This window comes from Tolumonas lignilytica, assembly GCF_000527035.1.
GTDB classification, from domain to species: Bacteria; Pseudomonadota; Gammaproteobacteria; order Enterobacterales; family Aeromonadaceae; genus Tolumonas; species Tolumonas lignilytica.
Genome location: NZ_AZUK01000001.1, coordinates 1,227,298 through 1,239,145, shown reverse-complemented (window position 1 = coordinate 1,239,145; position 11,848 = coordinate 1,227,298). Strand labels below are relative to the sequence as shown.

At 50.2% G+C, this 11,848-nt stretch carries 11 protein-coding genes; 9 read left to right on the top strand and 2 right to left on the bottom strand.

Annotation, left to right across the window (positions count from 1 at the left end; translation table 11 throughout):
* Positions 1-36: 36 nt before the first annotated feature.
* The 6 genes from H027_RS18795 to H027_RS19110 all read left to right on the top strand — a co-directional run bounded on the left by H027_RS18795 (position 37) and on the right by H027_RS19110 (position 6,257).
* Positions 37-393 (top strand): hypothetical protein, encoded by a 357-nt coding sequence (locus H027_RS18795; protein WP_024871572.1) that lies wholly within the window; start codon positions 37-39, stop codon positions 391-393.
* Positions 383-829 (top strand): ribosomal protein S18-alanine N-acetyltransferase, encoded by a 447-nt coding sequence (gene rimI, locus H027_RS0105905; RefSeq protein ID WP_024871571.1) that lies wholly within the window; start codon positions 383-385, stop codon positions 827-829. Before H027_RS18795 ends, rimI begins: the two co-directional genes overlap by 11 nt.
* A gap of 19 nt (positions 830-848) precedes the next feature.
* Positions 849-1,754, top strand: a complete 906-nt coding sequence (locus H027_RS0105900) for a peptidoglycan DD-metalloendopeptidase family protein (RefSeq protein ID WP_024871570.1) — start codon at positions 849-851, stop codon at positions 1,752-1,754.
* A gap of 339 nt (positions 1,755-2,093) precedes the next feature.
* Positions 2,094-3,626, top strand: a complete 1,533-nt coding sequence (locus tag H027_RS0105895) for a Re/Si-specific NAD(P)(+) transhydrogenase subunit alpha (protein WP_024871569.1) — start codon at positions 2,094-2,096, stop codon at positions 3,624-3,626.
* Between the two features lie 13 nt (positions 3,627-3,639).
* Entirely contained in the window at positions 3,640-5,136 is a 1,497-nt protein-coding gene (gene pntB, locus H027_RS0105890) for a Re/Si-specific NAD(P)(+) transhydrogenase subunit beta (RefSeq protein WP_024871210.1), read from the top strand.
* Positions 5,137-5,261: 125 nt separating this feature from the next.
* Entirely contained in the window at positions 5,262-6,257 is a 996-nt protein-coding gene (locus tag H027_RS19110; RefSeq protein ID WP_024871568.1) for a tetratricopeptide repeat protein, read from the top strand.
* A gap of 4 nt (positions 6,258-6,261) precedes the next feature.
* Here H027_RS19110 and H027_RS0105880 read toward each other — a convergent pair whose 3' ends face one another.
* Positions 6,262-7,053: a cytochrome C assembly family protein gene (locus tag H027_RS0105880; RefSeq protein WP_051448956.1), complete on the bottom strand. Its 792-nt coding sequence runs from the start codon at positions 7,051-7,053 to the stop codon at positions 6,262-6,264.
* A 201-nt stretch (positions 7,054-7,254) separates the two neighbouring features.
* Between H027_RS0105880 and ffh the strand changes: the two genes are divergently transcribed.
* The 3 genes from ffh (at position 7,255) to birA (ending at position 10,705) form a co-directional block, all read left to right on the top strand.
* A complete protein-coding gene (gene ffh / locus H027_RS0105875) occupies positions 7,255-8,628 on the top strand; it encodes a signal recognition particle protein (RefSeq protein ID WP_024871566.1) in 1,374 nt (457 codons plus the stop codon).
* A 74-nt stretch (positions 8,629-8,702) separates the two neighbouring features.
* Positions 8,703-9,743, top strand: coding sequence for a UDP-N-acetylmuramate dehydrogenase (gene murB, locus H027_RS0105870; protein ID WP_024871565.1), 1,041 nt, complete (start codon positions 8,703-8,705; stop codon positions 9,741-9,743).
* Positions 9,740-10,705: a bifunctional biotin--[acetyl-CoA-carboxylase] ligase/biotin operon repressor BirA gene (birA, locus tag H027_RS0105865; protein ID WP_024871564.1), complete on the top strand. Its 966-nt coding sequence runs from the start codon at positions 9,740-9,742 to the stop codon at positions 10,703-10,705. Before murB ends, birA begins: the two co-directional genes overlap by 4 nt.
* Before the next feature lie 6 nt (positions 10,706-10,711).
* On the opposite strand, the gene coaA is transcribed toward birA, so the two are convergent.
* The gene (gene coaA, locus H027_RS0105860) at positions 10,712-11,659 is read right to left on the bottom strand and encodes a type I pantothenate kinase (protein WP_024871563.1); all 948 of its coding nucleotides are present in this window, start codon (positions 11,657-11,659) and stop codon (positions 10,712-10,714) included.
* Positions 11,660-11,848: the final 189 nt, after the last annotated feature.

Below are 11,848 nucleotides of genomic sequence, written 5' to 3'. Positions count from 1 at the left end.
GGTATGAATGCGCTCTGAAAACAGAGAGAGGCTTTCGTGGTCACATCAATTTTGCGTCATATGCATATTACAGACTGGGCATTGCGTTCGCCTGATAGGCTGCCCTATGCGTTAACGCCGGAAAAAAATACCGTGACGCCCCGCTGTTGGGTAGTGGGAGAACTACCGCTGTGGATGGAAGATCTGTGTCAGGTGTTACAACTGACGGAGTATCGACAAGTTGCCTTGTCGGATGAGTTACCGGAATCCGTCGCTGCGCATGATTGGATCTTATGGTGCGACGCGTCACCGGCGCCTTCGTATGCATCGCATCCCCGACAGCTTGTCTTTAACGCATCCACGGTAGATGCAAAACAACAGCTATGGCACCAACTCTGTCAACATGAATATTGAATTTCTCGTTCCGAACAAGACACATCTGCAAGCGCTGTATGACATTGAATGTCGGGCGCACCCCTATCCCTGGAGTTACCATTTGCTGGGTTCTAACTTCGGCGATCGTTACTGCAATGGTGCCATGCTGTATCAGCAAAAACTGATCGGGTTTTATATTGCCGATCTTTTGTTGGATGAAAGCACGTTGCTGAATATTTGTATTGATCCGGCTTGGCAAGGGCGAGGGTTGGGCCAACAGTTGATGACGAATTATCTGCAGCAGACGGCGGCGAAAGGTTGCACTCAGTGGTGGTTAGAGGTTCGGGTTTCCAATACGACTGCACAAAATTTGTATCGGAAGCTGAACTATCATGAGGTCGGTGTACGCAGGAACTATTATCAAAATGGGGCAGCCAGCGAAGATGCGCTCGTGCTGCAACGTTGTCTGGACTGATCATCTGAGATTTTCGACCATGCCAAGTAAGCTGACCTTCCTGTTGATCGCCGTATCGGCAGCGCCATGCCTTGCTCATGCAGGCTCAGTGTATCGATATGTTGATGATAACGGTGTGGTCAGTTTTACCGATCAATATGCCCGAGCGGCACCCTACAATCCGGTTGAAGTGGATGTGTGGGAGCCGGATCAGGATGCGGTGACATTGCGTTATACCAAGATGGGCAATCTCTATTTGTACAATAGCCTGTATGGCCCAGTCACCGTGATGTTAAAACTGAATCAACGGGATAACGTGATTGCTCATAAGGATTTATCCAAGCCGATTGTGATTGCGGCCAGAACAGAAGTGTTTGTGGATCAGGTGCACTATCTCGGGCAGGGAACACTGGAGTTTAGTTATCACTTTTCGGTGGGGACGCCAACGGATATTCAGGAAGATCATTCCCGGCTGCAGCCTCCTTTTACCGGTAGTTTTCAGATTTCTCAGGGGTTTAATGGCGGATACAGCCATCATCTGCCGGGCAACCGCTATGCCATGGATATCGCCATGCCGGAAGGGACACCGATACTGGCTGCTAAATCAGGCACCGTACTGGATATGCGGGATAGCTATGCCGGACACAGTATCGATCCGCAGGAAAGAGCCAAAACCAATTACATCCGGTTATTGCATGCCGATGGCACGATGACATTGTATGCCCATTTAAAAACGCACAGCTGTGTGGTCAAGCCCGGACAACAGGTGAAAACAGGACAACTGCTGGCCTTATCGGGTAATACCGGTTACAGCACAGGCCCGCATCTGCATTTTGCCGTACAACGCAATGACGGTTCGCAATTAGTCTCAATTCCTTTTAGTTTACAGGGTATTATACCGCAAAAAGGCGTTTGGTTGGCTGGACAGACGGCATCTACGCGTTAACTTCGAGGATTCATCTATTACCAAAACCGATAAACATAATTGGTCGTAGTTATTTCAAGAAAAATATCGTGATTAGTTCAAGAAATAATTTTCTGTATTCCATTTTTTTGGATTTTTTTTCAGGTGCAGAGCAGGTAGAGTAGCACCCCCATTTATTTTCGAGATTGTGCGAGAGCTCTCAGAACTTGACCGGTAAACTGAGTCCACAATTTCCGTAAAATGAACTGAAGATGCAGGTACGTTTTTGTGTCGAAACGTCTACACTGTTGCCTGTGCATATTATAAACCGGTCGCTGTGGGCAATAATGCAGCGTCATTTTTCACTATCAGGGAAAAATCATGCAGATTGGAATACCGAGAGAAAGCCTTGCCGGTGAGACACGGGTTGCCGCAACCCCGAACACCGTTGAGCAACTAAAAAAACTCGGCTTCGACGTGGTTGTCGAGTCTGGCGCTGGCGCTCTGGCCAGCTTTGATGATGCCGTTTATCTGGCCGCGGGCGCCACAATGGCAAAAGCGGCCGACATTTGGCAATCCGATATCATTTACAAGGTCAACGCGCCGTCTGATGCCGAAATCGCTTTGATCAAAGAAGGGGCGACTCTGGTCAGCTTCCTGTGGCCGGCGCAAAATCCTGAGCTGGTGGCCAAACTGTCCACCAAAAAAATCAATGTGCTGGCCATGGATATGGTGCCACGTATTTCCCGTGCTCAGTCACTGGATGCGCTCTCCTCCATGGCCAACATCGGTGGTTACCGCGCTGTCGTGGAAGCGGCTCACGCCTTTGGTCGCTTCTTCACCGGTCAAATCACAGCCGCGGGTAAAGTGCCGCCGGCGAAAGTACTGGTTATCGGTGCCGGGGTGGCTGGTCTCGCCGCGATTGGTGCCGCCGGTTCGCTGGGCGCGATTGTGCGTGCGTTTGATACCCGTCTGGAAGTGGCTGAACAAATCGAGTCCATGGGTGGCGAGTTCCTGAAACTCGACTTCGGTGGCGAAGACGGTTCTTCTTCTGACGGTTACGCCAAAGTCATGTCCGATGAATTCATCAAAGCGGAAATGGCGTTATTTGCCGAGCAGGCCAAAGACGTGGATATCATCATTACCACGGCCCTCATTCCGGGCAAACCCGCACCGAAACTCATCACCAAAGAGATGGTCGATTCGATGAAAGCCGGCTCGGTGATTGTAGACTTGGCTGCTGCGACCGGTGGTAACTGCGAATATACCGTACCGGGCGAACTGTCCGTGACCGCCTCCGGGGTGAAAGTGATTGGTTACACCGACCTGCCGGGTCGTCTGCCAACCCAATCTTCGCAACTGTATGCGACTAACCTGGTGAACCTGTCGAAACTGTTGTGCAAAGAGAAAGACGGCAATATCAACCTCGACTTTGACGATGTCGTCCTGCGCAACATGACTGTGGTGCATCAAGGTGAAGTGACCTTCCCGCCACCGGCGATCAGTGTCTCTGCGGCGCCGAAACAGGAAGCCGCGAAACCGGCGGCGAAGAAAGCCGAAGAGAAGAAACCGTCCAAGCTGAAATACTGGCTGGGTGCGCTGGGTTTGGTGCTGTTTGGTATGGCGGGTCATGCGGCGCCGCCGGAGTTCCTGTCACACTTTACCGTGTTTGTGCTGGCCTGTGTGGTCGGTTACTACGTGGTGTGGAATGTGACGCACTCACTGCATACGCCACTGATGTCCGTAACCAATGCGATTTCCGGCATCATCGTGGTAGGGGCGCTGTTGCAGATTGGCAGTGATTCCGGTCTGGTCAAAGGGCTGGCGTTCTTTGCCGTACTGATTGCCACTATCAACATCGTCGGTGGTTTCACCGTCACCCAGCGTATGCTGAAGATGTTCCGTAAAGGTTAAGGGGAGCTCTGACATGTCTCAAGGTTTAGTTACTGCATCCTACATTGTGGCGGCAGTTCTGTTTATTGCCAGTCTCGCCGGGTTGTCAAAACAGGAGACCGCCAAATACGGTAACCTGTTTGGTATGACTGGGATGGCGATTGCGCTGATTGCAACCATCGCCAGCCCAAGCGTACATGGTGTGATTTTTATTCTGGTAGCGATGGTTATCGGGGGAACGATTGGTGCTCGTCTGGCACTGAAGGTCGAGATGACCCAGATGCCAGAGCTGGTTGCTATTCTGCACAGCTTCGTGGGCTTGGCGGCGGTTCTGGTGGGCTATAACAGCTTCATCGAACTGTTGCCTGCCAATGCGGCACAACAACTGGTGCTGCCACTGAACGGTTCACCGGCAGAAATCATGGCCGCCGCTCAGGCTGCCATCAATCAGCTGGCACAGCAAACCACTAATGGCCCGAGCCATCTGAGCGGCGCCATGCTGAACATCCACCTGACTGAAATCTTCTTAGGGGTGTTCATCGGTGCGGTGACCTTCACGGGTTCTATCGTGGCGTTCGGTAAACTGCGTGGCATCATCAGCTCCAAACCGCTGAACATTCCGCACAAGCACAAGCTGAATCTGCTGGCGGCCATGGTTTCTTTCGCGCTGATGCTGTTCTTCATCCATGTGAATGGTTCTACCTTCGCCATCCTTCTGATGACGCTGATTGCGCTGGCGTTTGGCTGGCATCTGGTGGCCTCTATCGGTGGTGCAGATATGCCGGTGGTGGTTTCCATGCTGAACTCCTACTCTGGCTGGGCAGCCGCTGCGGCGGGCTTCATGCTCTCGAATGACCTGCTGATTGTGACCGGTGCGCTGGTCGGTTCTTCAGGTGCCATCCTGTCTTACATCATGTGTAAGGCGATGAACCGTTCGTTCATCTCCGTTATCGCCGGTGGTTTCGGTACTGACGGCTCTTCTTCCTCTTCATCTTCTGAAGAAGTGGGCGAATACCGTGAAATGTCACCGGAAGATGTGGCGGATCTGCTGAAGAACTCCAGCTCCGTGATCATCACCCCGGGCTATGGTATGGCGGTGGCCCAAGCGCAATATCCGGTGGCAGAAATCACGCAGAAACTGCGCGAGAAGGGGATCGAGGTTCGCTTCGGTATTCACCCAGTGGCAGGTCGTCTGCCAGGCCACATGAACGTGCTGCTGGCGGAAGCAAAAGTGCCTTACGACATCGTGCTGGAAATGGACGAAATCAACGAAGACTTCCCGCAAACCGACACCGTACTGGTCATTGGTGCGAATGACACCGTGAACCCGGCGGCGATGGAAGATCCGGGCAGCCCGATTGCCGGCATGCCGGTGCTGGAAGTCTGGAAAGCGCAGAATGTGGTGGTGTTCAAACGTTCAATGAATACTGGTTACGCTGGTGTGCAGAACCCGCTGTTCTTCAAAGAAAACTCACACATGTGCTTCGGCGATGCGAAAGCCACGGTGGAAGCGATCCTGAAGGCGCTGTAATCGTTAAACAGGACGATTGAGTCAGACTGAAAAAGGAGACCTTAGGGTCTCCTTTTTATTTTTCTATTTAACAGCTCAAGAGGATGCGGGATCTGTCGATATACTGAATACAGGGGGAATCGAATATGCGCAGTATTTGGATATTATTTAGTTTGTTTGCCAGCACTGCCGTGTATGCCGCAGGGAATGGTTCTGCCGCGCCGACAGGGACCACTGCGCCGACCGGAACAACCACAGATGCAACAACCTCTAATCCGGATTTTATTCCGCCGAGTACCGCAATTTTCAGTGGTATTGAAAGCCCTCCGACGGTAACGCCAGGCAACTCTTCCGGACAACAGTTTTCTCAATCCGTAAATAAAGCACTCAATATTGCACCGAAAGAAGGGACGGCTTCCGATAATAGTAATAATACCGGGCCAAAACCATTGGATGTGGCTCCTTTGGCGGTTCCCGAATCGCCTGATAAACAAGAAGCGTCAGCCGCCTCAGGTCATGCACCTAAAAAGGAAAATATACCGGATGAAGTGTTAAAGCTTTCGGTCAACACGCCAACATCTGATTTGCCAGTGATCCAGATATACTCCCAGGAGGAGTTGATCAAATTGATCAACGAAGGCAAGCATTTGGAACGGGTTGAAAAAATTGATGAGTGCCAGTTAGTGACAGATATCGAGGCCAGGGCCAAGGTAGTTATGTTACCTGCCTATGAATATTTATGGGGCGATATGCAGCTGACCGGAACCTGTACGGCTCTCAATGTGGAATCTGGTCTTGAATATCTTTGGAAGGCTGCCAATCAGGGGATGCCTGCGGCACTGGAGCATTTGGCGCGTTATTATGCCAAAGGGCGCTATGTACAACGCGATCCGCAGCAAGCGGCAATACTGATGCATGAAGCAGCAGGGCAAGGCTATCTCAAGGCGCAGATCGGTTGGGTGCAGATGCTGGTGTCTGGTTTAGGTAGTCCGCTGGACTACGAAGAAGCTTACAGTTGGTTGCACCATTCTGTGATCAGTGATGATAAGCAATACAAGCAAGCCGCATTATTATTGACCCGATTGGCTCAAAAAATGCCGCCCAACGTAGTGAGCAGGGCAAAGAATTTTCGCTGGCAATAACGCTTCATGAAAGCAGTTGATGCAGCAGGCGACTGCCAAAATAAGCAACCGCCAGCAAGACATTACCGGTGAGCGTCAGCACGACCAGACGCTGACCGCGCCATCCCCGCTGATAATGTCCCCAGAGCAAGGTGGCATAAAGACACCAGGCGACGACAGAGACGCCGACTTTATCGATATTGCTCGGTGCCAGCATGTTATCAAGAAATAAGAAACCACTGCTGATGGATAATGTCAGCAATACGCCGCCGATCTGTAATAAGCGAACCAGTTGTTTTTCAATGCTTAATAGCGGTGGAACATTCTGTAAATTCAATTTGCGGCGGTGTTTGAGCTGATGGTTTAAATAAACCTGTAATAGCGCAAACAAGCTGGCAATGCTCATCATGGCATAAGACAGCAGCGCCAGTGCAATATGGATCACCAGTCCCGGACGGTTATTCAGACTGGTCAGATAGTGGTCAGGAATGAACAGACTGCTAAACAGCAGAACGACCGTAAAGGCATAGGCAAATGGCAGTAAAATCCAGCTATTTTGTTTCTGGCTGATAATTGTAAGCAAGATATTGATTAACAAGGCGATCAGTGAAGCTACATTCAGCACACTCATGTTTTGTACGGGGGCCGCCTGAACAATCGTCACGCCGAGAACCAACAGATGAAAACACATGGCTGACCATGCAATAGCCAGAATGCGTTTTCCCGCATGCTGTCGGGTATTGAGAAATTGCCGCAGTGTCAGGCTGGCTGCGAGCAGATAAAAGCTAATGCTCAGTAACGCCACAATTAGCATCATTCATCATAACCATCGAAACAAGTGAAAGTGCAGTATAGCTGTCTCTTCAATGAGCGGCCAGACGCAAATACCAAATGCCAAATTTTGACGAAATTGAATCAATTCAGCGGACAAGTCATGTTCACGTGATCCCTTTCTTTAGTATCCGCAGTGACTTGGCTATAATCGGCAACAATTTGGCCATAAGCTGCGGAGCCAGTCATGTTTGAGAATTTAACCGAGCGTCTATCCGCCACGTTGCGCAACATTAGCGGGCGTGGGCGTCTTACTGACGAAAATATTAAAGATACACTGCGCGAAGTGCGTATGGCTCTGCTGGAGGCCGATGTTGCACTGCCAGTAGTGAAAGAGTTTGTGAATCGCGTCAAAGAGCGTGCAGTAGGGCAGGAGGTCAGCAAGAGCCTCAGTCCAGGACAGGCCTTTATAAAGATCGTCCATGGCGAGCTGATCGCGGTCATGGGGGAGGCCAACCAGGATTTGGATCTCGCCACACAGCCACCGGCTATCTTATTGATGGCGGGTTTGCAGGGGGCTGGTAAAACCACCTCTGTGGCAAAACTGGCGAGATTCTTGACGGAACGTCAAAAGAAAAAGGTGCTGGTTGTATCTGCCGACGTCTATCGTCCAGCGGCGATCAAGCAGTTGGAAACACTGGCCAATGATATTGGCGTGGAATTCTTCCCGAGTTCAACAGCCCAGACCCCTGCTGAAATCGCGGCAGCGGCGCTGGATAGTGCTCGTAAACGTTATTTTGATGTGTTGATTGTCGATACGGCAGGCCGTTTACACGTCGATAGCGAGATGATGGAAGAGATCCAACAGTTGCACAAACAACTGAATCCTATCGAAACGCTGTTTGTGGTTGATGCCATGACCGGGCAAGATGCTGCCAATACGGCCAAAGCTTTCAGTGAAGCACTGCCTCTGACCGGCGTGATCCTGACCAAGGCGGATGGTGATGCCCGTGGCGGTGCGGCACTCTCTGTACGGCACATCACGGGCAAACCGATCAAGTTCATCGGTATGGGTGAAAAAACCGATGCGCTGGAACCATTCCATCCGGATCGTATTGCATCGCGCATTCTTGGCATGGGTGACGTACTGTCTCTGATCGAAGAGATGGAACGTAACGTTGATAAAGAAAAAGCCACAAAGCTCGCGCAGAAAGTACAGAAAGGGAAAGGTTTCGATCTGGAAGATTTCCGCGAACAATTAGTTCAGATGCGTAACATGGGTGGCATGATGAGCATGCTGGATAAGTTACCGGGTGTTGCGGGACTGCCTGATAATGTGAAAGGGCAATTGGATGATAAATTGACTGTCCGCATGGAAGCTATCATCAACTCTATGACGCCAGCAGAGCGTCGGAACCCGGATATTATCAAAGGTTCCCGTAAACGCCGCATCGCAATGGGCTCTGGTACCGAAATTCAAGATGTTAACCGCATGCTGAAACAATTCGACCAGATGCAAAAAATGATGAAAAAGGTGGCTGGTAAAGGTGGCCTGCGCAAAATGATGGGTAGCATGCGGAATATGTTACCGCCAGGTGGTTTTGGCCGCGGTGGTTTTTAATTCCTGAAACAGCATTCAGGCGGCACTAATGGGTGCCGCTTTGTTTTTCTTCCGATTCAAATAAGGCTTTCGCTATGCAACCAACGACGCCATTCCCGCTGAAACCGTTTAATACCTTCGGTCTGGATGTTCATGCCCGAAGCGGTGTGATCCTCAGTAGCGAACACGAATTGGATGCATTGCGACAGAACGCGTGGTGGTCTGATTCGATGCCGCGGTTGTTGATTGGCGAAGGCAGTAATATTTTATTTACGACTGATTTTGATGGCTTAGTCATCATTAATCGGCTGAAAGGCATAACCGTTCAGGAAACAGAAGATAGCTGGTTATTGCATGTTGCGGCCGGAGAAAATTGGCATCAGCTGATTCAGTGGACACTGCAACACCAGATGCCTGGCATGGAGAATTTAGCGTTAATTCCCGGTACTGTGGGGGCGGCACCGGTCCAGAATATTGGTGCCTATGGTGTCGAGTTCTGTCAGTTCTGCACTTATGTCGATACCTGGCATTTTGCCGATGGGCATAGGGAGCGCTACAGTGCAGAACAATGCCAATTTGGTTATCGGGACAGTGTGTTTAAACATGCACTGCATGATCAGGTCATCATCACTGCGGTGGGGTTGCAGATCCCTAAGCAATGGAAACCGGTCGTGGCGTATGGCCCGCTTAAGGTGCTGGGCGATAACGGATCAGCCGAGCAAATTTTCGATACGGTGTGCACGCTCCGCCAAAGCAAATTACCCGAGCCTTCGGTTTTGGGGAATGCCGGTAGTTTCTTTAAAAATCCAGTAGTTAGTGCTATTCAGGCAAATGAGCTGAAAAATACTTATCCCATGATGCCTTGTTTTGAAGCACCAGACGGACAGCGAAAGCTGGCTGCTGGCTGGCTCATTGAGCAGGCTGGTCTGAAAGGGTTTAGTCTGGGAGCCGCAGGGGTTCATCGCGAACAGGCCTTGGTCTTGGTGAACTTGGGGCAAGCCAGCGCGGCGGAGATATTGGCACTGGCCAAATATGTGGCTGATGTTGTCCGGCAAAAATTTGCAATACAACTGGAGCCTGAAGTGCGTTTTATGGGCGCCTCCGGTGAAATTAATAGTCTGCGGGCTATCCAATGAAGCAACTGACGTCGCGGCAGCAATTATTGCTAAATATGCTGGCAGATGGTGCTTTTCACTCCGGAGAACAGATCGGCTCTCGCCTTGGCATCAGCCGGGCGGCCATTAGTCAGCAAATAAAAAATTTGCGCCAGTTAGGGCTGGAGATCTTCAGCATCACGGGTAAAGGCTATCGCTTGAATTCACCGCTGCAATTGCTGAATCCCGAACTGCTACGCCAGCACCTGCACGGAGCACCTATACATACCTGCGCGGTGATTGATTCCACCAATCAATACATGATGGGCCATCTGGCTCGCTGGCAGAAAGGCGAATGTCTGCTGGCAGAAATGCAAACAGCAGGGCGAGGCCGTCGAGGCCGGCAATGGCATTCCCCTTTCGGCAGCCAATTTATCATGAGTATGTACTGGCGGCTTGATGCTGGGCCCGTCGCGGCAATGGGATTAAGTCTGGCCATTGGTGTTGCGGTCGTGCGAACACTGGAAGCATTAGGCTATCAGGGGCTCAGTTTAAAGTGGCCAAATGATATTTACATGGCGCGCCGAAAGCTGGCGGGTATCTTGGTTGAGATGTCGGCTGCCGTTGGTGGCTTGTGTCATCTGGTCATTGGAGTTGGCATTAATCTCAACTTACCGGAAGAAGTGATACTTCGTCTGGATCAACCCTGTGCCCATCTGGCTGAACAGCCAGTGACGGTTGAACGTAATTACTTAAGTGCGGCTATTATCGATGCATTGCGCGAAGCATTAACGTTGTTCGAGCAACATGGCTTGACGCCTTTCTTGATGGACTGGAATCGTCTGGACATGTTTATGCAACAACCGGTTAAGTTGTTATTGGCTGATCAGGTGATACAGGGGATTTACTGCGGCATCGATACGCAGGGCAATATGTTGTTGCAGGATAAAGAGGGCATACGTCAGTTTGTCGGCGGTGAAATATCACTACGCGCCGACATCTGAACATGATTATTTTCGCAGTCTGACCTGTTCAATGGCGTGCTGACTTCCTTTGGTCAGGATCAGATTAGCCCGCTCGCGGGTGGGTAAAATATTTGCAATCAAATTCGGATAATTGATCTCATCCCAGATACGGCTGGCAGTTGCAGCGGCATCAGTTTCATCAAAATGGGAATAATGATGGAAGTAACTGGATGGATCAGAAAAAGCACTCTTACGGAAACGCAGAAAACGCTGAATATACCACTCTTTCAACAGTTGCTTATCGGCATCTACATAAATAGAAAAATCGACAAAATCAGAGACAAAAACCCGATGTGGATCATGAGGATAATCCATTCCGCTCTGCAATACATTCAATCCTTCAATGATCAGAATATCGGGTTGTTCAACAACCTTGACCTGATCAGGAATGATGTCATAGATATGATGCGAATAAATAGGCGCTTCAACACGCTGTTTGCCCGCTTTAATATCCGCAACAAAATTAACTAACCGACGCATATCATAGGATTGTGGAAATCCTTTTTTCTTCATCAAGCCCCGTTCTTCCAAAACGCGGTTAGGATAAAGAAAACCGTCGGTGGTAATTAACTCGACTTTTGGATGCTCAGGCCAGTGCTCCAGCAATGCCTGCAAAATGCGCGCAGTGGTACTTTTACCGACAGCAACGCTACCGGCAATACTGATCACATAAGGCACACGTTCGCTGTTAGTGCCAAGAAATTGCTCAATGACTTTACTGCGATGCTGACGGGCTTTGACATATAAATTCAGTAAACGGGATAAAGGCAGATAGATATCACGGACTTCATCCAACGATAATTCATCATGAATACCGCGCAAATCAATCAAGTCTTGTTCGGTCAAGGAAAGAGGGACTGAGTCTCGCAGATGAGCCCACTGTTCGCGGAAAAAATGTAAATAAGGCGAGAGATGTTGTGGATCTGCAGTCATTCTTGAAGTCCTTTCAGCAAGTCGCCAGACATTACACCAAGCACCTGTAATTCGACAACCGAAAGCGTATTTGCGAGGCCAAAAAGCAGAAAACAGAACAAATTCATGAAAACGGGATAGAAAACTCACGAAAACTCATCTCAGAGTAGTTGCTCCACCGCCACGCTTGCACTAGAATTCGCAACGCTC

What these genes read in the sequence shown, in the direction of transcription:
- rimI (WP_024871571.1), top strand. Translation starts at nt 383, where the DNA reads ATGAATATTGAATTTCTCGTTCCGAACAAGACACATCTGCAAGCGCTG.
- H027_RS0105900 (WP_024871570.1), top strand. Translation starts at nt 849, where the DNA reads ATGCCAAGTAAGCTGACCTTCCTGTTGATCGCCGTATCGGCAGCGCCA.
- H027_RS0105895 (WP_024871569.1), top strand. Translation starts at nt 2,094, where the DNA reads ATGCAGATTGGAATACCGAGAGAAAGCCTTGCCGGTGAGACACGGGTT.
- pntB (WP_024871210.1), top strand. Translation starts at nt 3,640, where the DNA reads ATGTCTCAAGGTTTAGTTACTGCATCCTACATTGTGGCGGCAGTTCTG.
- H027_RS19110 (WP_024871568.1), top strand. Translation starts at nt 5,262, where the DNA reads ATGCGCAGTATTTGGATATTATTTAGTTTGTTTGCCAGCACTGCCGTG.
- H027_RS0105880 (WP_051448956.1), bottom strand. Translation starts at nt 7,053, where the DNA reads ATGATGCTAATTGTGGCGTTACTGAGCATTAGCTTTTATCTGCTCGCA.
- ffh (WP_024871566.1), top strand. Translation starts at nt 7,255, where the DNA reads ATGTTTGAGAATTTAACCGAGCGTCTATCCGCCACGTTGCGCAACATT.
- murB (WP_024871565.1), top strand. Translation starts at nt 8,703, where the DNA reads ATGCAACCAACGACGCCATTCCCGCTGAAACCGTTTAATACCTTCGGT.
- birA (WP_024871564.1), top strand. Translation starts at nt 9,740, where the DNA reads ATGAAGCAACTGACGTCGCGGCAGCAATTATTGCTAAATATGCTGGCA.
- coaA (WP_024871563.1), bottom strand. Translation starts at nt 11,659, where the DNA reads ATGACTGCAGATCCACAACATCTCTCGCCTTATTTACATTTTTTCCGC.